The sequence below is a fragment of the Rhodanobacter humi genome (genome assembly GCF_041107455.1).
Lineage (GTDB): Bacteria > Pseudomonadota > Gammaproteobacteria > Xanthomonadales > Rhodanobacteraceae > Rhodanobacter_A.
This window is the reverse complement of the sequence record NZ_JBGBPY010000001.1, coordinates 3,691,373-3,716,470: the sequence shown is the minus strand read 5'-3', so window position 1 is coordinate 3,716,470 and position 25,098 is coordinate 3,691,373. Positions and strand designations below refer to the sequence as shown.

Here is a 25,098-nt window from a genome sequence, read left to right as displayed (position 1 = left end):
CCGCTATGGTTGGCCGTCCGTCGGCTCGTCGCGTCCCACTTCGTCGCGTTTCCGTTCGAGCGTGACGTCGCTGTTTCCCCGGGGAGCCACCGCATGCTGTTCAAGCGCATCAAGCCGATCGATCAGATCATCGCCACGGCGGAAAAGAAAGGCCTCACCCGTCAGCTCGGCGCCTTCCAGCTCACCATGCTCGGCATCGGCGCGATCATCGGCACTGGCATCTTCGTGCTCACCGCCGAAGCGGGCCAGAAGGCCGGCCCCGGCATGATGATCGCGTTCGTGATCGCCGCGGTGGTGTGCGCGTTCGCCGCGCTGGCCTACGCGGAACTTGCCGCGATGGTGCCGGTGGCGGGTTCGGCCTACACCTATACGTATGGCGTGCTCGGTGAAGGAGTCGCATGGATCGTCGGCTGGGCGCTGGTGCTGGAATACACCATCGCCGCCAGTACCGTCTGCGTGGGCTGGGCCGGTTACGTCAACGGTCTGATCAGCCACGCCGGATTCGGTTTGCCGCACTTCCTGCAGGTGGGTCCGATGGATGGCGGCAGCTTCAACCTGCTGGCCTGCCTGATCGGCCTGGCGGTCACCGGCCTGCTGGTGATCGGCACCTCGAAGTCGGCCAAGGTCAACACCGTGCTGGTGCTGATCAAGATCGTCGCGCTGACCGCCTTCATCATCGTCGCGCTGCCGGCCGTGAAGGACCAGAACTTCACGCCGTTCGTGCCGAACGGCTGGGGCAGCCCGATGGGCGGCATCGGCGTGCTGGGCGCGGCGGCTTCCATCGTGTTCGCCTACATCGGCTTCGATGCCATCTCCACAGCGGCCGAGGAAACCAAGAACCCGAACCGCAACATCCCGATCGCCCTGATCGCTTCGCTGGGCGTCTGCACCATCTATTACCTGCTGGTGAGCTACGCAGCGGTGGGCTCGATAGGTGCGCAGCCCATGCTCGGCCCGGACGGGGTAGCCCTGGAGCCGGGCACGCCGGCGTTTGCCGCGGCCTGCCAGGGCTCGCAGGCGCTGGTCTGCAGCAAGGAGGCGCTGGCCCACGTGGTGCGCCTGCTCGGCCACACCAACACCGCCGCCTTCATCGCCTTCGCCGCCAGCATCGCGCTGCCGTCGGTGATCCTGACGATGACTTACGGCCAGACCCGCATCTTCTTCACCATGTCGCGCGACGGCCTGCTGCCCAGCAAGCTGGCCAAGATCCATCCGCGCTTCCATACGCCGCACATCATCACGCTGATTACCGGCACCTTCGTCTCGCTGTTCGGCGCGCTGTTCCCGGTGGGTATCCTCGCCGACATCACCAACTCGGGCACGCTGTTCGCGTTCATCATGGTGGCGATGGGCGTGCTGATCCTGCGCCGCACCCAGCCAGAGCGTCCGCGCCCGTTCCGCACCCCGCTGCCGTGGCTGATCTGCCCGCTGGCCGTGATCGGCTGCCTGCTGCTGTTCCTCAACCTGTCGAAGGAAGCGAAGATCACGTTCTTCGTCTGGGGCGCAATCGGCCTGGTGGTGTACTACCTGTACGGCTACCGCAAGAGCAACCTGGCCCGCGGCGTCGAAGCGGACTGATTCCGCGCGCGTAGAAAGCCATTCGCCATACTGCCGGCACGACCACGTCGTGCCGGTTTCATGTTCCGAGAGCCTGTTCGATGTCTCCACATAGCCCGCGTTGCCTTGCCGTGGCCGTCAGGTGGTGGCGCGTGGCGCAGCGCCTGCCTGGCTGGCAGGTCAAGCCGCGCGCTGCCGCATGGCGGCCACGGCAAGGCAACCCCTGCACCCATCAATTCCGGGGCCGGGTCTGTTTGCCCGCATCCCTGCGTCATCACTCAGTCGTGGACGGACGTCCACTCCTTCGTTCTTCCTTGGTCTGCGCGCAAACAGCTCCCGGCGCGGGCCATGCGGAGACATCGAACAGGCTCTAGGTCCCATGTTCAAACAACTGCTCGCCCGCAAGACCGAATTCGGCGTCGACGCCGCCCATGGCATCGCCCTGCAGCGCACGCTCGGACCCTGGGGCCTGACCGCGCTGGGCATCGGCGCGGTGATCGGCGGCGGCATCTTCGTGATCACCGGCCAGGCGGCGGCCGAGCATGCGGGGCCGGCGATCGTCCTGTCGTTCATCATCGCGGCGATCTGTTGCAGCTTCACCGCGCTGTGCTACGCCGAATTCGCCACCCTGATCCCGATGTCGGGCAGCTCGTATTCCTACGCCTACGCCACGCTGGGCGAGCTGGTGGCCTGGTTCATCGGCTGGAACATGGTGCTGGAATACGGCGTTTCCGCCTCGGCGGTGGCGGTGAGCTGGACCGGCTACTTCACCAGCCTGCTGGACAACATGGGGCTGCACCTGCCCGCGGTGCTGACCAACGCGCCGCTGGCCTACCAGGGAGGCCATCTCGTCGCCACCGGCGCGCTGTTCAACCTGCCCGCGGTGGCGATCACGCTGCTGCTGACCTGGCTGTGCTACGTGGGCATCCGCGAATCCAGCGGCGCGAACCTGGCGATGGTGCTGCTCAAGGTCGGCCTGATCGTGATCGTGATCGTGGCCGGCTGGCAGTACGTGGATCCGCACCTCTGGCATCCGTTCATCCCGCCGCAGCAGGGGCCGGAGAAATACGGCTGGGCCGGCATCATGCGCGCCTCGACCCTGGTGTTCTTCGCCTACATCGGCTTCGAGGCCACCTCCACCGCGGCGCAGGAAGCGAAGAATCCACAGCGCGACCTGCCGATCAGCACCCTGGTCTCGCTGGCCGTCTGCACTGTGCTGTACATCGGCATGGCGGCCGTGATCACCGGCCTGCTGCCGTTCGACCAGCTGGGCACCAGCGAGCCGGTGGTCACCGCGGTAAAGGCGCATCCGCAACTGAACTGGTTGCGCTGGGTGGTGGAGATCGGCGCGCTGATCGGCCTGTCCTCCGTGATCCTGGTGATGATCATCGCGCAGCCGCGCATCTTCATGATCATGGGCAACGACGGCCTGCTGCCGCCGGTGTTCGCGAAGATCCATCCGCGCTACAAGACGCCGCACATCAACACGGTGATCACCGGCATCGGCATCGCGGCGCTGGCGGCGGTGTTCCCGCTGGACATCCTCGGCGATCTCGTCTCGATGGGCACGCTGATCGCCTTCGTCGCGGTCTGCGCCGGCGTGCTGATCCTGCGCTACACCCGCCCCGACCTGCCGCGCACCTTCCGCGTGCCGTGGGCGCCAGTGACCTGCACGCTGGGCGTGGTCAGCTGCCTCGGCCTGCTGTACTGGGAGAACTGGTACCAGTGGCTGCTGATGGGCATCTGGACCGTGATCGGGCTGGCGATCTATTTCGGCTACGGCTACCGGCACAGCCACCTGCGCCGTTCACGGGCAGCCGCCGAATCGAACTGAGCTCAAATGCATCAAATCTCGCCGAAAATCGCCAATTTTCGGCGTATGCTCATCGTTGCGATTGTTTGAACCCGTAGCCTGATTTCTGCCTGTATCGCATCACAAGCACAGAGCAAGCTGTTGTTTTCAAACAACTTAACGGAATATTTCCGAAAGAATCTCGACTCCCGACCGCCCATTTGGCCCGACGAGGGGTATCATCCCCAGTCCGAGGGTTGATCACTTGGCAGTGGGCCCCGGATCGCCGCCCGGCGCGTCAGGTGGGTAGCTCCTCAACCCGACGCGCCGGGCAGCACTTTTCTCGCCGAATCCCCCTCCACGATTCCGCCGCGCACCGCGCGCAGCCATCGTGTCCGCATGGTCACACAAAAAAGGCCGGCAACCCGTGCCGGCCTTTTGCTCGTCGCGGTCGAAACCAGGCTGCGCGATCAGCCCGCCTTCGGCGAATGCGACACGCACCAGCCCTTCGCATTGACGGACTTGCCTGGGAACAGCGCGCAAGGGCCGTAACCGGTCGGACCGCCGGAGTAGAACTGGCAGTTCGTGCAATCGTCGCCGGCCTTGTGCTTGGGATTGGTGGTCTTGCTGGCGTCCTCCACGTAGCCCAGCGCCTTCGCGGTCGGGTCCGCGTCGGTCACGTGCGGCAGATCGGCGGCGCGCGCGAAACGCGGCAGCCCACCCATCACTACCGCGGCAGCCGTGGTGCCGGCGGCCACCTTCAGGAAACGGCGACGCGATTCATTGTTTTCGTCATGCGACATTGGAAACCTCCGTCGTTGGGGAGAATCTCCATCGCGTGCCGCGACGGAGCCGACTGCCATGCTACGCCCACCATCGCACGCGCGGCGCGAATGGCTCGCATTTGGCCGAGACAACTTGCCGCAGGGCGACAGGCCCCGTGTGGTATGATCCCGCACTCGTTTGGACGTCCATTTGCATGAGCCAGCAACTGCCCGACTCGGTTCCGCCAGACCTGTTCGCCGCGCGCGCCGACGCCATCGCCAGCGCCGCGCGCGAGCTGGCGCTCGCCGGCTGGACGCCCGCCACCAGCAGCAACTTCTCGATGCGCATCGACGACGGGCACGCCGCGATCACCATCTCCGGACGCGACAAGGGCAGGCTCACCCGCGACGACATCATGCTGGTGGACATGCAGGGCCGGGCCGTGGGCACCGATGCACGCCCCAGCGCGGAAACCGCGCTGCACACCCAGGTCTACCGCCACTGGCCGGAAGCACAGGCCGTGCTGCACACCCATTCGCGCACGCAGAGCGTGGCTTCGCGGCTGTACGCCAACGCCGGCGTGGTGCACCTGCAAGGCTGGGAACTGCAGAAGGCGATCACCGGCCACACCACGCACGAAAGCGTGCTGGAGATCCCGGTATTTCCCAACATCCAGCACATGCCCGAGCTGGTGGCGCGCGTCGACGCCTGGCTGAGCGCCGGCAAGCCGCTCGCCGCCTACCTGATCGACGGGCACGGCATCTACACCTGGGGCCGCGACATGGCCGAGGCGCGCCGCCACCTGGAGGCGCTGGAATTCCTGCTGGGCTGCGAACTGGACCTGAGGAGACTCAACGCATGAGCCGTCTGCGCATCTTCGACGAAAACCGCCCCGCGGCGCCGTTGTCAGTCCACGCCGAACATGCGGCTATCGCCCGCGAGCTGGGCAAGGTCGGCGTGCGTTTCGAGCAGTGGGCCGCGAACCAGCCGATCGCGCCCGGCGCCAGCCAGGACGAGGTGATCGCCGCGTACCACGTCGACATCGACCGGCTGATGCGCGAGGAAGGCTACCAGGCGGTGGACGTGATCAGCCTCAAGCCGGATCACCCGGATCGCGCCACGCTGCGCCAGAAGTTCCTGAGCGAACACACCCACAGCGAGGACGAGGTACGCTTCTTCGTGGCCGGCGCCGGCCAGTTCACCCTGCACCTCGACGGCAAGGTCTACGACGTGCTGTGCGAGGCCGGCGACCTGATCGGCGTACCCGACGGCACCCGCCACTGGTTCGACATGAGCGAGGCGCCGTACTTCGTGGCGATCCGCCTGTTCACCAACAAGGACGGCTGGGTGGCGAACTTCACCGGCAGCGACATCGCGCAGGGCTTCCCGCGGATGGAACCCATCGCCACTGCAGGCTGAGCCAAGCCTGCCCCCCGCTCGCGGACGCGGGGAAGGGCCATGGATGGCCCTGCTTTGAGGAGCGAGGAAGAGGGGTCGAGGGAGAGGGGTCGAGGGAGAGAGCACCACGCCCAGTGCGCGACGCCGCGCTCCGCCAGTACCCTCTCCCGCCCTTCGGGCACCCTCTCCCGGAGGGAGAGGGTATGAGCGGGTAAACTGCTCGTCCCGTCATCCGTTGCCCGAGCCATGTCCGAAATCCGCGCCATCGTCACCGACATCGAAGGCACCACCAGCTCGATCAGCTTCGTCAAGGACGTGCTGTTCCCCTATGCGCGCAAGCGCCTGCCTGCCTTCATCGAAACCCACGCCGATCGACCTGAGATGCAGCACTGGTTGCACGAAGCGGCGAAAGAAGCCGGCTACATCGAGGCCAGCCGGCAGGAGGTGATCGAACTGCTGCTGCGCTGGATAGACGAGGATCGCAAGTCCACCGCGCTGAAGGCGCTGCAGGGCATGATCTGGCAGGAAGGCTACGAGGCGGGCGACTACCGCGCCCACGTCTATCCCGAGGTGGCCGCGCGGCTGCGCGCCTGGCGCGCCGAAGGGCTGCGCCTGTACGTGTATTCCTCCGGCTCGGTGCCCGCCCAGCAATTGTTCTTCGGCTACAGCGAAGCGGGCGACCTCACGCCGCTGTTCGCCGGCTACTTCGACACCGAGACCGGCCCCAAGCGCGAGCAGGCCTCCTACGCGAAGATCGCCACGGCGATCGGCGAGCAGCCCGAACACCTGCTGTTCCTGTCCGACATCGTCGAGGAACTGGACGCCGCCCGGGCCGCCGGCTTCCGCACCGGCTGGCTGCTGCGCCCGCCGCAGGCGCTGCCGGCGCAGCCGCGCCATCCCGCCTACGCTGATTTCGACGCCATCACGCCCTGACCTGAGCGAGCCGCCGCATGCGCACTGCCCTCACCGCCCTGCTCGCCTTCGCCGCCGGCGTGCTGCTGATGCTGTGGCTGCCCGGCCATGCACCGGCGCCGGCCACCGACGCCACAAACGCCATCGCGACGGCCGCAACCGACAACCCCGCCACGGCCAGCTCCGTCGCCGACATCGGCGACGACAGCGACGGCAGCGCCAACTGGCCGGACCAGGGCCCCACGCCCGAGCAGGTGCTGTACGCCCAGCCGCAGATGCTGCGCGACGCGCTGGCGAAGCTCGGCCCGCGCGTATCCGGCAAGCCCAACCTCTACCTGGTCGCCTTCGCGGGCGACGGCAGCGAGGACGTGTTCCGCAACGAGGCCGAATACGCGGCCCGGATGTTCCGCCAGCGCTTCGGCGCCAGCGCCCACGCGCTGGTGCTGGAAAACAATCCCGCCTCGCTCGCCACGCACCCGCTGGCCAGCTGGAGCAACCTGGAACGCGCGCTGGACGGCCTCGCCAAGGTGATGCAGCCCGATGACATCCTGATGCTCTACATGGCCAGCCACGGCAGCGAAGACCACGAGCTGCTGGTCGACATGGATCCGCTGCCGCTGGACCAGATCGGCGCGCAGGACCTGGCCGACATCCTCAAGGAGCACCCGTTCAAGTGGAAGGTGGTGGTGGTCAATGCCTGCTACTCCGGCGGCTTCATCCCGCCACTCGCCGGCGACGGCACCCTGGTGCTCACCGCCGCGCGCAGCGACCGCAGTTCCTTCGGCTGCGGCAGCGAATCGGAGCTCACCTACTTCGGCCATGCCTGGCTGGTCGACGCGCTGAACCGCACCGACAACTTCGTCGATGCCTTCGCCCAGGCCAAGGCCGAGATTGCGCAGTGGGAACAACGCGACAAGCTCACGCCTTCGGAACCGCAGAGCCATGTCGGCAAGGGCATAGCGGCGCAGCTGGATGCGTGGCGCAAGGGCATCGCGGCTGGACCGGCGGTACCATTCGCCCCGGCAGCACCCGCGCCCGCCACCAGCGCAGCCACAACGACACGCTGAAACCCGCGATCAGCGTTCGGCGTGCCGCTTTGCCAGCACGGCCACCGCATCGGCCAGCGACAGTCCGCGCGCGCGCAGCAGCACGGTGAGATGGAACATGAGGTCCGCCGCCTCGCCCAGCAGCTCCTCGTCGCCTTGCGCCACGGCGGCGAGCGCACTCTCCACGCCTTCTTCCCCCACCTTTTGCGCGATGCGGCGGACACCACCTTCGAACAGGCTGGTCGTGTAGCTGCCCGACGGACGTTCGGCGTGGCGCTCGGCCACCAGTGCGTCGAGTTCGGCGAGGAAGCCCAGCGGCGGACGCGCGTCCCCGCCGAAGCAGCTGGACGTGCCCAGGTGACAGGTCGGTCCGTGCGGATCGGCCTGCACAAGCAAGGTGTCGGCGTCGCAGTCGACGCGGATGGATTTCAGCGCCAGCACGTGGCCCGAGCTTTCGCCCTTCATCCACAGCCGCTGCTTGCTGCGGCTCCAGAACGTGACCTTGCCGCTGGCCTGCGTGGCGGCCAGCGCCTCCGCATTCATGTAGCCGAGCATCAGCACCTCGCCAGTGAGCCAGTGCTGCACGACGGCGGGCAGCAGGCCGTCGCCCTTGGGCCAGTCGAGGCGGGTAAGGTCAGTGTTCACGTCAGACATGAGGCAGCTCTTTGACAGGAGTGAGTGCAGAGAAGTGAGGAGTGAGAGTGTGCATAAGCGAGAGGCCGCAAGTGTGCATGCTTTCTCTCACTTCTCATTCCTCTTCACTCACTTCTCACTCGTACGCCTTCGGCCAGCAGGTAGCACTTGAGTTCGGGTATCGCGATCGCGCCGGAGTGGAACACGCTGGCCGCCAGCGCGCCATCCACGTCGGCTTCGACGAAGGCATCGCGGAAATGTGTCGGCTCGCCCGCACCGCCGGAAGCGATCAGCGGCACCCGGCAGACTGCGCGCACGGCCTTGAGCTGGTCCAGGTCGTAGCCCTGCCGCACGCCATCGCTGCCCATGCAGTTGAGCACGATCTCGCCGGCGCCGCGCCGCTGCGCCTCGACCACCCAGTCCAGCGTGCGCCGCGCCAGTGCGCGCGTCTTCGACGGATCGCCGGTGTACTGCCGCACGCGCCACTCGCCGTCGGCATCGCGCAGCGAATCCACACCCACCACCACGCATTGCACGCCGAAGGCAGCGGCCAGCTCGTCGATCAGCTCCGGCCGTTCCAGCGCCGGCGAATTCACCGACACCTTGTCCGCGCCCGCGTGCAGCACCGCGCGCGCCTCGTCCACCGAGCGGATGCCGCCGGCCACGCAGAACGGGATGTCGATGACCCGGGCGACCTTCTCCACCCAGCCGCGGTCCACGCTGCGACCCTCGGGGCTGGCGGTGATGTCGTAGAACACCACCTCGTCGGCGCCCTCGTCGCGGTAGCGCAGCGCGAGATCCACGATGCCGCCCATCGCCACGTGGTCGCGGAAACGCACGCCCTTGACCACCTGGCCATCGCGCACGTCGAGGCAGGGAATGATGCGGCGGCTCAGCATGCCAGTGCCTCCGCCACGGTGAAGCGGCCTTCCAGCAACGCACGCCCGAGGATCACGCCGCGCGCGCCGGCTTCACGCGCCGCACGGATGTCGTCCAGCGAACGCACGCCGCCCGACGCTTGCACCGCCAGCTGCGGCACGTTGCCGGCAAGGTGGCGATACAGATCGAGATTGAAACCGGCGAGCATGCCGTCACGGTCGATGTCGGTGCACAGCAGGTGACGTGCGCCTCGCGCGGCAAACCACGGCGCGAGTTCGTCCAGCGTGCGTGCCTCGGTTTCCGTCCAGCCCGCGCTGGGCAGGGTCCAACGACCGTCGATGCGACGGGTATCGAGCGCCAGCGTGAGGCGTTCGGCGCCGAATTCGCGCAGCCAGCCGGCCACGCGGTCGGGATCGCGGATCGCCACGCTACCCACCACCACGCGAGCGACGCCGGCATCGAACAGCCGGCGCAGGTCGGCATCCTCGCGCACGCCACCGCCGGCCTGCACCTGCAAGCCGTCGCCGGCGATCGCCGCGATCACCGCGAGATTGTCGAGATTGCCGGAACGGGCGCCGTCGAGATCGACCAGGTGCAACCAGTGCGCGCCGGCATCGGCGTAACGCTGCGCCAGCGCGCGCGGATCGTCGGCATAGGTGGTCTGCTGTGCGTAGTCGCCCTGTTTCAGGCGCACCACGCGGCCGCCGCGCAGGTCGATGGCAGGAATGATCGCGAACGTCATAGCTCTAGAAAATTCTTGAGGAGCTTCGCGCCGACCGCAGCGGAGCGCTCGGGGTGGAACTGCATGCCGTGGAAGTTGCCGCGCGCCACCACGGCGGAGAACGGCGCACCGTAGTCCACGGTGGCCAGCGTCCACTCACCCACGGGCACCGCGTAGCTGTGCACGAAATACGCCTGTCCGCCCTCATCCAGCCCGGCCAGCAGCGGGTGTTCGCGCTGCACCGACAGCTGGTTCCAACCCATGTGCGGCACGCGCAAACCGGGGCGCTCGGCGAAGCGCTGCACCTTGGCCGGGATGAGACCAAGGCACTCGGTGTCACCCTCCTCCGAATGCGCACAAAGCAGCTGCATGCCCAGGCACACGCCCAGCACCGGCCGGGTCAGCGAGCGCAGCAACTCGACCAGGCCCAGCTCGCGCAGGCGCGCCATGCCCGGCCCCGCCGCGCCCACGCCGGGCAGGATCACCTTGTCGGCGGCGCGTATCGTCGCCGCGTCCGAGGTCAGCGCCGCATCCACGCCCAGGCGTTGCAGCGCGTAGCGCACCGAGCCGATGTTGGTGCCGCCGGCGTCGACCAAGACAACCGTCATGTGCACCTTCCACGTAGGAGCGCACCCTGTGCGCGACAGCTCTTCGTCACGCGATGGAAAGCATCGCGCACAGGGTGCGCTCCTGCATCCATGCGCATGGAATGCAGCATCACAGGCTCCCCTTGGTGCTGGGCAGTTCGTCGCCTTCGCGGCGGATCGCCTGACGCAGCGTGCGCGCCACCACCTTGAAGCAGGCCTCGACCATGTGGTGCGCGTTCTCGCCGCGTACCGCGAGGTGCAGGTTCGCGCCCAGCGTTTCGCACAGCGAGCGGAAGAAGTGCGGCACCAGCTCGGTGGGCACCTCGCCCACGCGTTCGCGCGGGAAGCTGCCCTCGAACACGAAGTACGGGCGGCCGGACAGATCCAGCCGCGCCTCTGCCGCGCTCTCGTCCATCGGCAGCGAGAAGCCGTAGCGACCGATCCCGCGCTTGTCGCCCAGCGCCTGCTTCAGCGCCTGGCCCAGCGCCAGTGCGCAATCCTCGATGGTGTGGTGCTCGTCGATGTGGGTATCGCCGTCGCAGGCCAACTCCAGCGCGAAGCCGCCGTGCTTGCCGATCTGCTCCAGCATGTGGTCGAAGAAGCCCAGGCCGGTATGCACCTTCGGCTCGGCCACCCGATCCAGGTCGACGCGCACGGTGATGCGGGTCTCCTTCGTGTTGCGCACCACCTCGGCGACGCGCGGCACATCCAGCACCTGGTGCGCCAGCTCGTCCCAGGCCATGCCTTGCGGCCCCACCTGGAAGCCGCGCACACCCATATTGGCGGCGAAGCGCAGGTCGGTCTCGCGGTCGCCCACCATCACCGACGCCGCGCGGCTCCAGCTGTCGTCGGCCAGCCAGCCGCGCATCAGGCCGGTGCCTGGCTTGCGCGTATCGCGGCCCTCGTGCGGAAAGCTGCGGTCGATCAACACCTCGCGGAAGCGGATGCCCTGCGAGGACAGGATGCGCAGCAGAAGTTCGTGCGGGCCGTTGAAATGCGCTTCGGGAAAACTGGCCGTACCCAGCCCGTCCTGGTTCGTCACCATCACCAGCTCGTAGCCGGCGGCGACGAAGCGTTGCAGCGCGGCGATCACGCCCGGCAGCAAGGCCAGCTTTTCGTAGCTGTCGATCTGCTGGTCGGCCGGTTCATCGATCAGGCAACCGTCGCGGTCGACGAACAGCACCCGGCGAGCGCTCATGCCACGCCCCGCGCCTGTGCGGGAAACGCCAAGGCAGCCAGCACCCGCTCGTTTTCCGCCGGCGCACCAATGGTGATGCGCAGTGCATCATCCAGGCCTGGATAGCGCCGCACGTCGCGCACCACGATGCCCGCATCGAACAGCCGGCTATACGCGGCGCCGGCATCGTCGAAGCGCACGGTGAGGAAATTCGCCTGCGAGGGCAGCACGCCACGCACGCCCGGCAGGCCGGCCAGCGACGCGCGCATGCGTGCGCGCTCGGCACGCACCACGCCGATATGCGCCAGCGCGTTCGCCTGGCCCCAGCCCGACAGCGCGAGCAGGGCCGCGTCCACGCTGGGCAGCGGCAGCGGATACGGCGGCATGATCCGGCGCAGCAGCGCGATCACCTCCGGATGCGCCAGCAGGCAACCGATGCGCGCACCAGCCAGCGCCCAGGCCTTGGACAACGTGCGCAGTACGGCGAGATTGTCGTAACGGTCGAGCAGGTCGGTCACGCTGCCCTCGTCGGCGAACTCCACGTAGGCCTCGTCCACCACCAGCAACGCACGACCGTCCAGCGCCCGCACCAGCCGCTCGATGTCGGCGCGCGGCACCACGCTGCCAGCGGGGTTGTTCGGCGTGCAGACGAATACCAGCTTCACCGCGGGCGTCAGCGCGGCGAGCACGGCGTCCACGTCCAGCGTGAAGTCGTGGCGCAGCGGCACCTCGACCACGGCGGCATCCTGGATGCGTGCACACACCGCGTACATGCCGAAGGTGGGCGGCTGCACCAGGATCGCGTCGCGGCCGGCGCGGCAGAACGCACGCACCAGCAGGTCGATCGCCTCGTCGCTGCCACGCCCCACCAGCAGCTGTTCGCGGCGCACGCCGTACAACCGCGCCAGCGCATCCACCAGCGCGGCCGGCTGCGGGTCGGGATAACGGTTGCAGCCCGCGCCGTTGTCGCCGGTGGGCGCCCACGCCGATTCGTTTGCGTTGAGCAGCAGCTCGCCGCCGCTGGCTTCCATGCGCGCCGAGGAATACGGCTGCAAGGCGCGGATTTCCGCCCGCGCGAGATCGAGCACACTCATGTCATGGACTCCAGTTCGGTCAGTCGCAGCGTCACCGCGCGGCGGTGCGCCTCCAGTTGTTCGGCCGCCGCCAACGTGGCGGTGCAGGGGCCGATGCCGCGCAGGCCGTCGGCGCTGAGCTCCTGCACGGTGATCTGCTTCTGATAGCTGGCCACCGACACGCCGCTGTAGCTGCGTGCGTAACCATAGGTCGGCAGCACGTGGTTGCTGCCGCTGCAGTAGTCGCCCACCGACTCGGGCGTCCATGCGCCCAGGAAGACCGAACCGGCGCTCGCGATGCCATCGAGCAGCCGCCGCGGCGTCGTCACCTGCAGGATCAGGTGCTCGGGCGCGTAGCGATTGCTCACCTCGACTGCCTGCGCCAGCGAGGCCACCGCGATCAGCCGGCTCTGCGCCAGCGCCTGCCGGGCGATTTCCGCGCGCGGCAGTTCGGCGCATTGCCGTTCGACCTCCAGCGCGACGCGATCCAGCAGCGCGGCCGAATCGCTGAGCAGGATCACCTGCGAATCCGGTCCGTGCTCGGCCTGCGACAACAGGTCGGCGGCGACGAAGACAGGGTTCGCCGCCGCGTCGGCGATCACCAGCACCTCGGACGGACCGGCCGGCATGTCGATCGCCGCGCCGTCCGGTTCCGACGACACCTGCAGCTTGGCCTCGGTGACCCAGGCGTTGCCGGGGCCGAACAGCTTGTCGCACTTCGGCACGGAGGCCGTGCCGTAGGCCATCGCCGCGATCGCCTGCGCGCCGCCCAGCTTGAACACCTTGTGCACGCCGGTGAGGCGGGCGGCATACAGCACTGCGTCATCGCAACGGCCGTCCGCGCGCGCGGGCGAGCACAGCACTACCTCGCAGCAACCGGCGATGCGCGCTGGCACGCCCAGCATCAGCGCGGTCGACGGCAGTGGCGCGCTGCCCGCCGGCACGTACAGGCCCACGCGGCTGATGGGGCGAAGCATGCGCTCCACCCGCACGCCGGGCGCCGTGTCCACGCCTATTGGTTGCGGCGCGGCCGCACGGTGAAAGGTCTCGATGCGCGCGGCGGCTTCGCGGATCGCCGCCTTCAGAGCGGGGTCCAGCGCTGCCTCGGCGGCTGCGAACTCGGCGTCGGCGACCTCGAGTGCCGTCAGTGCGCAGCGATCGTATTTCGCGCTCAGCTCGCGCAGGGCCGCATCGCCACGCACCCGTACGTCCGCGATGATGCGAGCCACGCCGTCGCGCAATGCCGCCGCGCGCGTCTGCGCCGGGCGCGCCAGTGCCTCGCTGCGGGCCTGCTCGTCGAGCGCGTTCCAATCGATCCGCTTCATGCCAACATCTTCTCCACCGGCAGCACGAACATCTCGCGCGCGCCGGCTTTCTTGATCTCTTCCAGCTGGCGCCAGCTCACCTCGCCCGCGCACAGCGCCTGCAGCATCAGCTGGTCGGGCTGGCCGGCCACTGGCAGCAGGGTCGGCTGCGGGCCGCCGGGCAGCAGCCGCGTCACCGCATCCAGCGCGTGGCGCGGGGTCTGCAGCAGCAGCAGGCGCGATTCGCGCACCTGGATCACGCCGTCCAACCGCTTCAGCAGCAGCTCGACCAGGTCGCCGCGCTCGTCCGCCGGCAGGGCCTGCGGACCGGCCAGCACCGCCTCGCTCTCCAGCAGCACGTCGACCTCGCGCAACTGGTTCGCCACCAAGGTGCCACCGCTCTGCACCAGGTCGCAGATCGCGTCCGCGGTGCCCAGCTTGGGCGCGATCTCCACCGAGCCGGCCAAAGTCACCACGCCGGCCGCGACCCCACGCTCGCGCAGCCACGCGCCGAGCAGGCCCGGATACGAGGTAGCGATGCGCCGTCCGGCCAGTTGCGTCGGCTCGCGGTAATCGAATTCCTGCGGCACGGCGATGGACAACCGGCAGCGCCCGAAGCCCAGCGGCCGCAACTCGGCCAGCGGCTCGCTCTCCCGCCCCACCGTGAGGCGGAATTCGTCGAGCACATTGCGGCCCACGATGCCAAGCTCGCATACGCCCTGCGCGATCAGGCCGGGAATGTCGTCGTCACGCACCAGCAGCAGGTCCACCGGCTCGCCTTCGCCGAAGCAGAACAACTTGTCGCGGCTTTGCCGGAAGGTGAGGCCACAGCGCTTGAGCAGCTCCAGCGCCGGCTCGGTGAGCCGGCCGGACTTCTGCATCGCGATGCGCAGGCGATCGCGCGGCTTCATGCGCGCACCTTCTTCGCCGCCGCGCGACGGCGCGAGGCGCGTGCCGCGGCCGCCAGGTAGCCGCCGTTGCCCTGGGTGAGGAAGCGCGCCACGCGGCCGATCGTGGTGATGCTCACCGCGGTGCGCTCGTGGATCTCGCGGTAGGCCACGCCGTCAAGCAGGTACGGCACCACGCGCCAGCGGTCCACCAACACCTCCAGCTCGGCCGGCGTGCACAAGTCGCGCAGGAAAGCGTCCATCTCCACCGCATTCTTCAGCGACAGCAGCGCCTCGCACAGGCTCAGCTCGGCCGACTCGACGGGCGTCTCGGGATCCAGCGATCGACGTTTCATAATGTATTAACGCGTTAGTACAATGGATCAGCATTGTAGGGAGCACCGGCGCCAGGCGCAAGCGGCAGGCGCCATGCTGCGTTCAGCGCATCGTCACGGCATGCGCGTCGGTCGATGCACCCGAGCCGACGGGCCCGCGCAAAATCGCCGGCAGCGGCGTCCGGCATCGCACCAGCGATGGCCCGGAGCGACTGGCAAGGTTCCGCCCAGGGATCCCGGGAACGACGGGCACAAAAAACCCCGCCGTGGCGGGGTCTTTCGTGACACGTGGCGGAAGCGGTTCAGGCCGACTTCTTCTTCGGCGCAGCCTTCTTCACGGCGACCGGCTTGGTCACGGTCGGCTTGGCGCCGACCACCGCCGGCTGCGCGCCGTGCGCGCGGGTGTTGCCGTAGCTGCCGCGGTAGGTCTTGCCGCGACGGGTCTTGCGATCGCCCTTGCCCATGGGAATCTCCTCAATGCGTGATGGCGGACCATGATAGCAGCGCCGCCGTCGGCGCCATAGACGGCGCGGTGCCCGGTTCAGCCGTGACCGTGGCCAGCGCAGCCCTGCGGCGGGTCGAGGCAGGCCTCCGGATCGATCTGCACGGTGACGTGCTGGATGCCGAAGCGCTCCTGCAGCAGACGGTTGATCGCGCGCAGCGCGTGCGCGGCGGCGGCCGGATCGTGCAGTTCGGCATGCAAGGTGGCCATGCGCGAACCGGAAGCCAGCTGCCACACGTGCAAGTGGTGAATGCCGCGGATCGAGGCATCGGCGCCGCGCAACGCGGCCTCCACCTCGGCACTGTCCATGCCGTCCGGCACTCCCTCCAGCAGGATGTGGGCGGAACGGCGCAACAGGCGCCATGCGCTGCCCAGGATCAGCACCGCCACCAGCAGCGACAGCAGCGGGTCGGCCCACAGCCAGCCGAACCAGCGGATCGCCAGCGCGGCCAGCACCGCGGCCACCGAACCCAGCAGGTCACCCAGCACGTGCAGCGTCGCGCCGGCCAGGTTCACGTCGTCGTGCGCATGCCCGTGCAGGCTGCGCAGCACCAAGAGGTTCACCAGCAGGCCGACGATGGCCACGACCAGCATCACACCCGACAGGATCTCGCCCGGATGCAGCAGGCGCTGGATCGCCTCGTACACCACCCAGGCCACCAGCACGAACTGGCTGAGCGCGTTGACGAAGCCGACCAGCACCTCCATCCGTCCGTAGCCGTAGCTGCGCCGCGCGTCCGCCGGTCGCAGCGCCAGGCGCGCGCCGACGAAGGCCATCAGCAGGGCCAGCGCGTCCACCATCATGTGGCCGCCGTCGGTGAGCAGGGCCAGCGAGCCGGACCACAGGCCGCCGACCACTTCGGCCAGCATGGTGAGCGTGGTCAGCACGAAGGCCACGAGCAGCTTGCGGCCGCGCGTGCCGGCATGCGCCGCGTGATCGTGTTCGTGATCGGACGCCACCGCCGAATGCGGATGGTCGTGCTGGCAGGAAGGCGTGGCGCTCATGCGCGCATGCTAGGAAGCGTGGTCGGCGTTACACAATCACCGCGCTTCAGTGCGCGCACTGCGCGCCGTGCACGTGCATGGCGGCAAGGCCGTAGCGGCGATCGATGTACAGGTTCACGAAATGCGCCGAGGCCAGCAGCAGGCCACCGCAGGTGACCATCACGCTGTGCACGAGAATCGGATAGTTGATCGCCCAGGTGACGCCGAGCAGCAGCAGCGCCAGTCCCGGCGCGGCCAGCAGCAGCGGCAACGACCGGCGATGCCGGCGATAGCCGCCGACCAGGGCAAACAGCGCCAGCGTGGCGGCGAACATCACGAAGCCGCGTTCGAAGCGATGCCCCGCCAGGAAGCCCAGGCCCAGCAGCGGCAACACGGTCAGCACGAACGGCAGCAGCGCGCAGTGGATCGCGCACAGGAACGAGGCGGTGGCGCCCACGCGATCGGCCAGATGCCACCAGCGCGTGGACCTCGGCGCGTCGCCCACAATGACGGACCCCATCGCCATGGGGTCCAGCAGCACGCTGTCGGCTTCGGCGGAGCTTGCGATCCTGTCCATGCGGCCAATGTTACTTTATAACAATCGCACTGCACAAGCGGCCGTGCGGCCAGCGGCGGCACCGGATCAGGGCTTGCGGCAGCGCTTGCAGACGCCGTGCACTTCCAGCGTCTGCGCCTGGGCGCGGAAGCCCAGCGCCTTGGCCTGCGCCTCGATCAGTTCCGCGACGCGTTCGTCGCAGACTTCCTCGGCGCCGGAACAGACATCGCAGATCAGGAACGGCACCTGGTGCGCCTCGGCCGGGTGATGGCAGGAGACGAAGGCGTTGATCGATTCCAGCTTGTGGATGAAGCCCTGCTCCAGCAGGAAATCCAGTGCGCGGTACACCGTGGGCGGCGCCGCGTTGCCGTGCTTCTCGCGCAACTGGTCGAGCAGGTCGTAGGCCTTCACCGGCTTGGCCGCGGCGGCGACCAGCTCCAGCACTTCCATGCGCAGCGGGGTCAGGCGCAGACCCCGCTCCTCGCTGACATGCGCCACCTCGCGCACGAAACCCTTCGCATCATGGTGGTGCGAATGATGGGCGTGCGGCATGCGGGTGACGTCGTGTACCAAGGGGCTCTCCTCGCGGGGATGATACATGCCCGCCAACGGGAAGATGCGGGCACGGCCCGGCGAATCAACGTGGCAGCGGCGGCGGCGCCGAGCGCGCGCGGACACGCGTGCGCAGCCACAGCACGATCCAGCCGATCGGCCCCAGTACCCAGGCCCAGGCGACGCCTTCCCAGAGGCGCCCGCGCCACCAGCCCAGCAGCGCGCCCACCGCCACGAACAGCAGGTTCCACCAGAACAGCGCGGCCCAGGGCATCATCGCCCACAGGTTGAGGAAGACGTGCCAGAACGCGCCCGGCGCGTCGGGATCGACGCCTTGCATGGCACGGATCAGCAGCTCATGCACGACGTCGCCCTGCCCGCCTGCGGCTTCAGCCGCGCGCCAACACCAGCGCGTGGTCGATGCGCTTCAACGCCTCGGCGCGGCCGCACAGATAGATGGTGTGGTCGATCGACGGCGACACCTGGGTGCCGGTCATCGCCACGCGCAGCGGCTGGGCGATCTTGCCCATGCCCAGTTCCAGCTTCGCGGCCACCTGCTCGATCACGCCGTGGATGGCCTCCGGCTTCCATTCGACGTCCGTCAGCAACGCCTTGGCCGCTTCCAGCACGGCCACTGCGCTGTCGTTCTTCAGATGCTTGGCCACTGCCTTGTCGTCCCACTCGGTGATGGGGCCGTACCAGAGTTTCGCGCGCTCGACCATTTCCTTCAGCGTGTGCACGCGGTCGCGCAGCGCCACGATCACGTCGGCGGGCGCGGGGCCACGCGCCGCGTCGATGCCGGCGCGCGCCAGATGCCAGGCGAACTCGGGCGCCAGCGTGGCGGGCTCGTCGGTCTTCAGGTAATGCTGGTTCAGCCACTTGAGCTTCTCGGTATCGAAGCGCGAGGCGGCCTTGTTGACGTCGGCGATGTCGAACAGCCGGATCATCTCTTCGCGCGAGAAGATCTCCTGGTCGCCATGCGACCAGCCCAGGCGCACCAGGTAATTGAGGATCGCGTGCGGCAGGTAGCCTTCCTCGCGGTACTCCATCACGCTCACCGAATTGGTGCGCTTGGAGAGCTTCTTGCCCTCCTTGTCGAGGATCATCGGCAGGTGCGCGAACTCCGGCACCGGCGCGCCCAGCGCGTGGTAGATGTTGATCTGGCGCGGCGTGTTGTTGACGTGGTCGTCGCCGCGGATCACCTCGGTGATGCCCATGTCGATGTCGTCCACCACCACGGCGAAGTTGTAGGTGGGCCAGCCGTCGGAGCGGAAGATCACCAGGTCGTCCAGCTCGGCGTTGGACCATTCCACCCGGCCCTTCACCTTGTCCTCGAACACCACCGCGCCTTCCAGCGGGTTCCTGAAGCGGATCACCCGGTTCGGGTCGTCGCGACAGGGTTCGTTGCGGTCGCGGTAGTAACCGTTGTAGCGGGGCTTCTCGCCCTTCGCCATCGCGGCTTCGCGCATCGCCTCGATCTCCTCCTTGCTCTCGTAGGCGTAATAGGCCTTGCCCTCGGCGAGCAGGCGCTCGGCCACTTCCGTGTAGCGGGCGAGGCGATGCGTCTGGTAGACCGGCGCCGCGTCGGCGGAAAGCTCCAGCCAGGCCATCGCGTCGAGGATCGCCTGCACCGCTTCGTCGGTGGAACGCTCGCGGTCGGTGTCCTCGATGCGCAGCAGGAATTCGCCGCCGCGCCGGCGCGCCTCCAGCCAGCAGTACAGCGCGGTGCGCGCGCCGCCGATGTGCAGGAAACCGGTGGGGCTGGGGGCGAAACGGGTGCGGACGGTCATCGGGGCATGGGCAACGACTGGAAACGCGTGATTCTACCCGATGGCCGCGCGGCGTTTAGCGCTGGACGAAGGTCTCGCAGGCCCAGCTCTCGCAGATTTCCACGTTCGGCCCGGGGCCGGGCCAGCCGAGTCGGCGATAGGCCTGCCGATCCCGAGGCACCGGCACGATCGCGGGCGCCTGGTTGTCGAACCGGATGCGCGGCAGGCCGTCGCCCTGCTTCGGCGCCGGCCGCAGGACAAACTTCACCTCGAACAGGCGCGGATGGTGACTCGGTGCAGTGGACGGCGCCGGCGCATCCTGCGGCATCGGCAGACCGGCCCAGGCAGCACCGGGCATGCCCAGGGCGAGGACAAGCAGCATGCGTTGCATGGCGCACCTCCGTGGGGATCGGATGGGCTCGGGCGACATAGTACGCTCGCCTGTGGTGACCGTCATGGCGACATCGCCCCGACCACGGAACCCCGGCATGAGATCCCGACGAAACGGCCATCGCCACCGATACATCCCTGCCGCACTCGCTGCGCTGTTCGCGCTGGCCTTGACTCACGCGGCGCGGGCCGACGACAACCCCGGTTACGACCGACCCGGCCTCGGCTTCACACCGCTCGTGCTCAGGGCCGGTGACGTCATCTGGGAACAGGGCCTGCCCGATTGGAACCGCAGCCGCGACGCAGGCGTCGCCAGCGCGCAATACACCACCGACAGCCTGTTGCGCGTGGGCCTGGGCGGTCCGCTGGAACTGCAACTGGGCAGTTCGTGGAATCGCCTGCATCAGAGTGGCGCGGGCACGGACCTTCGCAACGACGGTCGCGGCGACAGCACGCTGGGCGTGAAATTCGCCCTGCCCGCTTCCGGCGCCTTCAGCTGGGGCCTGCTGGGCAGCGTGGAGTTCACCGACGGCGCGCGCGGGTTTCGCAATCCGCAACGGCAATACCTGCTCGGCGCCGATTTCAACTGGCAATGGAACCCGCGCAACGCCACGGCGCTGTACCTGCAGGACGTGCGGGCTGGCGGCCGCGACAGCCTATTATTGGCGTTGAACGAAGGCTACGCGCTCACGCACACACTGAACGTCTACGCCGAAGCGGCGCTGTTGCGCGACGCCACGACCGGCCACGGCAGCATGGCCGGCGCCGGCGTGGCCTGGCAGGCCACGCCGCGCGTGCAACTGGACGCCAGCGCGCGCCACCGCCTGTCCGGCCACGCCGACGAATGGCAGGCCGGGCTCGGCGTGGCGGTGTATTTCGGCCGCTGACTATTCGCTGACTATTGCACGTGCACGGTGATCCGCTTCGACACCAGCGGCGGATCGAACGGCACGTGGCTGGCATCGCCCAGTTCCAGCTGCAAGGTGTGCGTGCCCGGCGGCAAGGTGAGCGTGGTCTCGGTCTGGCCGCCGCCGAAGTGCCGGTGTTGCGCATCGTTCGGAATCGGCTGGCCGGCGGCGGGCAGCTGCTTCACGTCGATCAGCAGGTGATGATGGCCGGTGTTCTCCCTGGCCACGCCGGCCGGTGCCACGCCCATGCCCTTGAGGCCGAAGCGCACCGTGAAGGTCGCAGGCACCGTGGCGCCGTCCTGCGGCGAAATGAAATAGACGCCGACACCGGCTGGAGCCTTGGTAATCGGCAGGCCGGTGGCGGCCTGGGCGGCAACGGTGCCCGTGGCGGCGAACAGCAGGGCGGCGAGCAGCAGGCGGGTCATCGTCGCATCTCCTCGTTGGCTGAATCCGCAGTCTAGCCGCACGGTGCGGCACCAAGGCCCGGCCGCGTCATCGTCGCGTCATGCGGTCGCCACGCCTGCGCAAACCGCTGCCACGACACTGCATGCAATCCACGCGAGGGCCGCCGTCATGCGCATCGGTATCGTCAGCGAAACCTGGCCGCCGGAGATCAACGGCGTGGCGCTCACCGTGCACGGGCTTGCCGCCGGGCTCGCTGCGCGGGGCCATTCCATCGACGTGGTGCATCCGCGCCAGGCGCGGCAAGGCGTGGCCGAGCCGGGCTTCGACACCTTGTTCACGCGCGGCGTGGCGCTGCCGCGCTACCCCGGCCTGCGCTTCGGGCTGCCGGCCGGGCAGGCCTTGCGCGAACGCTGGACGCAGCAGCGCCCGGACGCGATCTATGTCGCCACCGAAGGCCCGCTGGGCGGATCGGCGCTGCGCGTGGCCAACGCCTTGCGCATCCCCGCGGCGACCGGCTTCCACACGCGCTTCGACAGCTACGCCGGCCACTACGGCCTGCGCTGGCTCACGCCGCTGGTGCGCGGCCACCTGCGCCGCTTCCATCGCCGCGCCGCCGCCACCCTCGTGCCCACCGATGCGCTCGCGCAGGAACTCGCCGGGCTGGGTGTGGACAATGCGCGCTTGCTGCGCCGCGCAGTGGACACGCGACTGTTCCATCCCGGCCGGCGCGATCCGGCGCTGCGCGCGCAATGGGGCGTCGACGCCAGCACGCCGGTGATGCTGTACGTGGGCCGCATCGCGCCGGAGAAGAACCTCGAACTGGCGGTCGAGGCCTTCCGCGCCGCGCAGCAAAATTTGCCGGCCATGCGCTACGTGTGGGTGGGCGACGGCCCCGCGCGTGCCGCGCTGCAGGCCGCACATCCGGACTTCATCTTCGTCGGCATGCAGCGCGGCGAGGCGCTGGCGCGACACATCGCCAGTGCAGACATGTTCCCCTTCCCCAGCCTCAGCGAAACCTTCGGCAACGTGATCCTGGAGGCGCTGGCCTCCGGCCTGCCGGTGGTGGCCTATCGCGAAGGCGCGGCGCGCGAACACCTGCGCAGCAACTACAACGGCTACTGCATCGCCACCGGCGAGGCGGCCGCGTTCGTCGAGGCGACAACCAGGCTGGCGGGCAACCCCGGCCTGATCCGCCACATGGGCCGGGCGGCGCACGAGAGCATGGCGCGGCTGTCGCCGGAAATGGTGATACGCGAATTCGAAACCCTGCTGCGCGAACTGGCCGAGGAGCGCGACCATGGGCACGACACCGTTGCCATCCATGCCTAGAAGCCTCGCCTTCGATCGCCGCGTCTGCGTGGCGGCGAACCGCTGGGGCGCGCGGCGCGCGGTAGGCGTGTTCTTCGGTGCGATCAGCCGGCTCGGCAACGGCATGTTCTGGTATGCGCTGATGCTGGCGCTGGTCGCGCTGGATGGCTGGCGCGGCCTGCTCGCCGCCGCGCACATGGCCGCCACCGGGCTGGCCGCCTTGCTGCTCTACCGACTGCTGAAGCGGCACACGCGCCGGCCGCGCCCGTTCCGCGCCTGCCCCGGCGTGATCGCGCACGTGCCGCCGCTGGACGAGTTCAGCTTTCCGTCCGGCCATACCTTGCAGGCGGTGGGCTTCACCGTGGTGGCGCTGGCCTGGTATCCGCTGCTGGCGCCGCTGCTGCTGACGTTCACCGCGCTGGTCGCCGCGTCGAGGGTGATCCTCGGCCTGCACTACCCCAGCGACGTGCTGGCCGCGATCGGCATCGGCGGCGCGCTGGGCACGCTGTCGCTGTGGCTGGTGCACGCCGTGGCCGCGCTCGCCTGAGCAAGGTCTGCGCAGCGCGTCGCGCAGTGCCGCGCGCTCAAGCACTTGCGCCACCTATCCACAGGCTGTGCCCATGTGCTTCCACAATCGCTGTGGAAAACGCGCCGCGCGCTGCGCAGAAATGCATCAACGCGTGCCAAGTGCTTGTCGCCAAAGCGGTGAACGCGGCTTGTCCACAGCTTTGTCCGGCAGGCATCCACATCGGCTGTGGAAAACCCGGTCACGGAAACGACGATGCCGCCCGTGGGCGGCATCGTGCATGTGAAGCAGGTATGCGTCACGCCGCGCGCGGCGCCTTCTGCATCAGGTTGAGCAGGTCGGCCAGCTTGTCGCGCATCTCGCGGCGGTCGACGATCATGTCGATCGCGCCGTGCTCGACCAGGAACTCGGAGCGCTGGAAGCCTTCCGGCAAGGTCTCGCGCACGGTCTGCTCGATCACGCGCGGGCCGGCGAAACCGATCAGCGCCTTCGGCTCGCCGATGTTGATGTCGCCCAGCATGCCCATGCTGGCGGAGACGCCGCCGGTGGACGGGTTGGTCAGCACGCTGATGTAGGGCACACCGGCATCGCGCAGCTTCGCCAGCACCGCCGAAGTCTTGGCCATCTGCATCAGCGAGTACAGGCCTTCCTGCATGCGCATGCCGCCGCTGGCGGCGAAGCACACCAGCGCGCTCTTGTCGGCCAGCGCGCGCTCGCCGGCGCGGGCAAACTTCTCGCCGCCCACCGAGCCCATCGAGCCGCCCACGAAGCCGAACTCGAACGCGGTGGCGACCAGCGGACGGCCTTTCAGCTTGCCGCTCATCGCGACCAGCGAGTCCCTCTCGCCGCTGGACTTCTGCGAGGCGACGATGCGGTCGCGGTACTTCTTGGAGTCGCGGAATTTCAGCGGGTCGGTGGCCTCCATGCTCGGCCACAGCTCCTGCGTCGAACCCTCGTCGAGCAGCGCGAGCAGGCGCGTGCGGGCGCGGATCGCGTGGTGATGGCCGCACTTCGGGCAGACCATCAGGTTGCGCTCCAGCTCCGGCTTGTACAGCACCGAACCACAGCCCGCGCACTTCTCCCACACGCCCTCGGGCACCTTGCCCTTGCCGGCGGCGGAGCCTTGCGCGTGCACGCGCGGGGACATGATCTTCTGCAACCAGTTCATAGCGACGCCTCTGGTGAAGCGCGCATTCTAGCCGAGAACGACGGGGCGCTCCGGACGGCGGCGTGTGGTGCTGCGCACTGTTCGATCAGCCGGCATCCAGCGCGCTGCGAATCGGCGCCAGGAAATCACGGACGCGCTCAGCGACTTCCGCTGCCGATGCCGCGCCAGCCAGCCGCTCCACCAGCGCGCTGCCGATCACCACCGCATCGGCGAAACCCGCAATGGCCTTGGCGCTCTGCGCGTCGCGCACGCCGAAGCCCACCGCCACCGGCGCATTCGCATGGCCACGGATATCGGCCACGCGTGCGGCGATGTCCGTGGTGCTCAGGCGCGCTGCGCCGGTGATGCCGGCGAAGGACACGTAATAGAGGAAGCCCTGGGCCGCCTTGCACAGTTTCGCCAGGCGATCCGGTGCCGTGGTGGGCGCGGCGAGCAGGATCTGCCGCAGCCCCGCCTCGCGCAGCGGTGCCAGCACCGCCGATTCCTCCAGCGGACAATCCACCAGCAGCACGCCGTCGACCCCGGCCTGCACGGCCTCTTCGGCGAAGCGCGCGTAGCCGTGGATCTCGATGGGGTTGAGGTAACCCATCAGCACCACCGGCGTGTCGGCATCGCGCCGACGGAACTCGGCGACCCAGCCCAGCACGTCGGCCAGCCCCACGCCCTTGGCGATCGCACGCTCGCTGGCGTGCTGGATCACCGGGCCATCGGCCATCGGGTCGGAGAACGGCACGCCCAGCTCGATCAGGTCGGCACCGGACTCGACCAGCGCGTGCATCAGCGCCACCGCGTGCTCGGGTGAGGGATCGCCCGCGGTGACGAAGGGAATCAGGCCGGTGCGGCCGGCGGACTTGAGTTGTGCGAAACGGGCGTCGATGCGATTCATAGGGCAGGAGTGAGTGATCAGTAGTGAGAAGTGAGAGAGAGCCTGGGGAGTTCGGGCGGTTCAGAGTGCGAAGCTTTC

29 protein-coding genes are annotated in these 25,098 nt (G+C 68.6%); 9 read left to right on the top strand and 20 right to left on the bottom strand.

Annotation, left to right across the window (positions count from 1 at the left end; all coding sequences use genetic code 11):
- Positions 1–93: 93 nt before the first annotated feature.
- A complete protein-coding gene (locus AB7878_RS16470; RefSeq protein ID WP_369495404.1) occupies positions 94–1,578 on the top strand; it encodes an amino acid permease in 1,485 nt (494 codons plus the stop codon).
- 358 nt (positions 1,579–1,936) lie between these two features.
- Positions 1,937–3,391 (top strand): amino acid permease, encoded by a 1,455-nt coding sequence (locus AB7878_RS16465; protein ID WP_369495403.1) that lies wholly within the window; start codon positions 1,937–1,939, stop codon positions 3,389–3,391.
- Between the two features lie 428 nt (positions 3,392–3,819).
- Here the strand turns inward: AB7878_RS16465 and AB7878_RS16460 are convergent, their stop codons facing one another.
- Positions 3,820–4,152, bottom strand: a complete 333-nt coding sequence (locus AB7878_RS16460; protein ID WP_077483568.1) for a high-potential iron-sulfur protein — start codon at positions 4,150–4,152, stop codon at positions 3,820–3,822.
- Between the two features lie 176 nt (positions 4,153–4,328).
- Between AB7878_RS16460 and AB7878_RS16455 the strand changes: the two genes are divergently transcribed.
- The 4 genes from AB7878_RS16455 to AB7878_RS16440 all read left to right on the top strand — a co-directional run bounded on the left by AB7878_RS16455 (position 4,329) and on the right by AB7878_RS16440 (position 7,491).
- Entirely contained in the window at positions 4,329–4,976 is a 648-nt protein-coding gene (locus tag AB7878_RS16455) for a methylthioribulose 1-phosphate dehydratase (RefSeq protein ID WP_369495402.1), read from the top strand.
- Positions 4,973–5,533 carry a 1,2-dihydroxy-3-keto-5-methylthiopentene dioxygenase gene (locus AB7878_RS16450; protein ID WP_369495401.1) on the top strand — a complete coding sequence of 187 codons (561 nt, stop codon included), beginning with the start codon at positions 4,973–4,975 and terminating at the stop codon, positions 5,531–5,533. Before AB7878_RS16455 ends, AB7878_RS16450 begins: the two co-directional genes overlap by 4 nt.
- Positions 5,534–5,758: 225 nt before the next feature.
- On the top strand, positions 5,759–6,445 hold the full coding sequence (gene mtnC, locus AB7878_RS16445; protein WP_369495400.1) for an acireductone synthase: 687 nt from the start codon (positions 5,759–5,761) through the stop codon (positions 6,443–6,445).
- 17 nt (positions 6,446–6,462) lie between these two features.
- Entirely contained in the window at positions 6,463–7,491 is a 1,029-nt protein-coding gene (locus tag AB7878_RS16440) for a C13 family peptidase (protein ID WP_369495399.1), read from the top strand.
- Positions 7,492–7,500: 9 nt separating this feature from the next.
- On the opposite strand, the gene hisIE is transcribed toward AB7878_RS16440, so the two are convergent.
- From hisIE to AB7878_RS16360, 16 genes are all read right to left on the bottom strand, one after another.
- A complete protein-coding gene (gene hisIE, locus AB7878_RS16435; RefSeq protein WP_369495398.1) occupies positions 7,501–8,124 on the bottom strand; it encodes a bifunctional phosphoribosyl-AMP cyclohydrolase/phosphoribosyl-ATP diphosphatase HisIE in 624 nt (207 codons plus the stop codon).
- Positions 8,125–8,228: 104 nt separating this feature from the next.
- A complete protein-coding gene (gene hisF, locus AB7878_RS16430) occupies positions 8,229–9,002 on the bottom strand; it encodes an imidazole glycerol phosphate synthase subunit HisF (protein WP_369495397.1) in 774 nt (257 codons plus the stop codon).
- Positions 8,996–9,724, bottom strand: a complete 729-nt coding sequence (gene hisA, locus AB7878_RS16425) for a 1-(5-phosphoribosyl)-5-[(5-phosphoribosylamino)methylideneamino]imidazole-4-carboxamide isomerase (RefSeq protein WP_369495396.1) — start codon at positions 9,722–9,724, stop codon at positions 8,996–8,998. The genes hisF and hisA overlap by 7 nt, the downstream gene beginning before the upstream one ends.
- The gene (hisH, locus tag AB7878_RS16420) at positions 9,721–10,311 is read right to left on the bottom strand and encodes an imidazole glycerol phosphate synthase subunit HisH (RefSeq protein ID WP_369495395.1); all 591 of its coding nucleotides are present in this window, start codon (positions 10,309–10,311) and stop codon (positions 9,721–9,723) included. Before hisH ends, hisA begins: the two co-directional genes overlap by 4 nt.
- A 109-nt stretch (positions 10,312–10,420) precedes the next feature.
- Positions 10,421–11,488 (bottom strand): bifunctional histidinol-phosphatase/imidazoleglycerol-phosphate dehydratase HisB, encoded by a 1,068-nt coding sequence (gene hisB / locus AB7878_RS16415; protein ID WP_369495394.1) that lies wholly within the window; start codon positions 11,486–11,488, stop codon positions 10,421–10,423.
- Positions 11,485–12,561, bottom strand: coding sequence for a histidinol-phosphate transaminase (gene hisC / locus AB7878_RS16410; RefSeq protein WP_369495393.1), 1,077 nt, complete (start codon positions 12,559–12,561; stop codon positions 11,485–11,487). The genes hisB and hisC overlap by 4 nt, the downstream gene beginning before the upstream one ends.
- Positions 12,558–13,865, bottom strand: a complete 1,308-nt coding sequence (gene hisD / locus AB7878_RS16405) for a histidinol dehydrogenase (RefSeq protein WP_369495392.1) — start codon at positions 13,863–13,865, stop codon at positions 12,558–12,560. Before hisD ends, hisC begins: the two co-directional genes overlap by 4 nt.
- Entirely contained in the window at positions 13,862–14,755 is an 894-nt protein-coding gene (hisG, locus tag AB7878_RS16400) for an ATP phosphoribosyltransferase (RefSeq protein ID WP_369495391.1), read from the bottom strand. Before hisG ends, hisD begins: the two co-directional genes overlap by 4 nt.
- Complete coding sequence (locus AB7878_RS16395; RefSeq protein ID WP_369495390.1) at positions 14,752–15,087, bottom strand: YerC/YecD family TrpR-related protein; 336 nt, start codon at positions 15,085–15,087, stop codon at positions 14,752–14,754. The genes hisG and AB7878_RS16395 overlap by 4 nt, the downstream gene beginning before the upstream one ends.
- Positions 15,088–15,368: 281 nt before the next feature.
- Positions 15,369–15,530, bottom strand: a complete 162-nt coding sequence (locus AB7878_RS16390) for a 30S ribosomal protein THX (RefSeq protein WP_369495389.1) — start codon at positions 15,528–15,530, stop codon at positions 15,369–15,371.
- Positions 15,531–15,607: 77 nt separating this feature from the next.
- A complete protein-coding gene (locus AB7878_RS16385) occupies positions 15,608–16,573 on the bottom strand; it encodes a cation diffusion facilitator family transporter (protein ID WP_369495388.1) in 966 nt (321 codons plus the stop codon).
- Positions 16,574–16,619: 46 nt separating this feature from the next.
- On the bottom strand, positions 16,620–17,072 hold the full coding sequence (locus tag AB7878_RS16380) for a MerC domain-containing protein (protein ID WP_369495790.1): 453 nt from the start codon (positions 17,070–17,072) through the stop codon (positions 16,620–16,622).
- Positions 17,073–17,195: 123 nt separating this feature from the next.
- Positions 17,196–17,708 (bottom strand): transcriptional repressor, encoded by a 513-nt coding sequence (locus AB7878_RS16375; RefSeq protein ID WP_439653812.1) that lies wholly within the window; start codon positions 17,706–17,708, stop codon positions 17,196–17,198.
- Between the two features lie 37 nt (positions 17,709–17,745).
- Positions 17,746–18,024, bottom strand: coding sequence for a hypothetical protein (locus tag AB7878_RS16370; RefSeq protein ID WP_369495387.1), 279 nt, complete (start codon positions 18,022–18,024; stop codon positions 17,746–17,748).
- 25 nt (positions 18,025–18,049) lie between these two features.
- Positions 18,050–19,450, bottom strand: a complete 1,401-nt coding sequence (gltX, locus tag AB7878_RS16365) for a glutamate--tRNA ligase (RefSeq protein ID WP_369495386.1) — start codon at positions 19,448–19,450, stop codon at positions 18,050–18,052.
- A gap of 55 nt (positions 19,451–19,505) precedes the next feature.
- A complete protein-coding gene (locus AB7878_RS16360; protein ID WP_369495385.1) occupies positions 19,506–19,820 on the bottom strand; it encodes a hypothetical protein in 315 nt (104 codons plus the stop codon).
- A gap of 97 nt (positions 19,821–19,917) precedes the next feature.
- Between AB7878_RS16360 and AB7878_RS16355 the strand changes: the two genes are divergently transcribed.
- Positions 19,918–20,706, top strand: a complete 789-nt coding sequence (locus tag AB7878_RS16355) for a transporter (protein ID WP_369495384.1) — start codon at positions 19,918–19,920, stop codon at positions 20,704–20,706.
- 11 nt (positions 20,707–20,717) lie between these two features.
- On the opposite strand, the gene AB7878_RS16350 is transcribed toward AB7878_RS16355, so the two are convergent.
- Positions 20,718–21,152 (bottom strand): DUF4399 domain-containing protein, encoded by a 435-nt coding sequence (locus AB7878_RS16350; protein WP_369495383.1) that lies wholly within the window; start codon positions 21,150–21,152, stop codon positions 20,718–20,720.
- A 148-nt stretch (positions 21,153–21,300) separates the two neighbouring features.
- Between AB7878_RS16350 and AB7878_RS16345 the strand changes: the two genes are divergently transcribed.
- Together AB7878_RS16345 and AB7878_RS16340 are read left to right on the top strand one after the other, a co-directional pair.
- Positions 21,301–22,461: a glycosyltransferase family 4 protein gene (locus tag AB7878_RS16345; RefSeq protein WP_369495382.1), complete on the top strand. Its 1,161-nt coding sequence runs from the start codon at positions 21,301–21,303 to the stop codon at positions 22,459–22,461.
- Positions 22,454–22,987 carry a phosphatase PAP2 family protein gene (locus AB7878_RS16340; RefSeq protein WP_369495381.1) on the top strand — a complete coding sequence of 178 codons (534 nt, stop codon included), beginning with the start codon at positions 22,454–22,456 and terminating at the stop codon, positions 22,985–22,987. Before AB7878_RS16345 ends, AB7878_RS16340 begins: the two co-directional genes overlap by 8 nt.
- Positions 22,988–23,264: 277 nt before the next feature.
- Here the strand turns inward: AB7878_RS16340 and accD are convergent, their stop codons facing one another.
- A complete protein-coding gene (gene accD / locus AB7878_RS16335) occupies positions 23,265–24,134 on the bottom strand; it encodes an acetyl-CoA carboxylase, carboxyltransferase subunit beta (RefSeq protein WP_369495380.1) in 870 nt (289 codons plus the stop codon).
- An 85-nt stretch (positions 24,135–24,219) separates the two neighbouring features.
- Positions 24,220–25,020 (bottom strand): tryptophan synthase subunit alpha, encoded by an 801-nt coding sequence (gene trpA, locus AB7878_RS16330; protein WP_369495379.1) that lies wholly within the window; start codon positions 25,018–25,020, stop codon positions 24,220–24,222.
- Positions 25,021–25,098 lie beyond the last annotated feature (78 nt).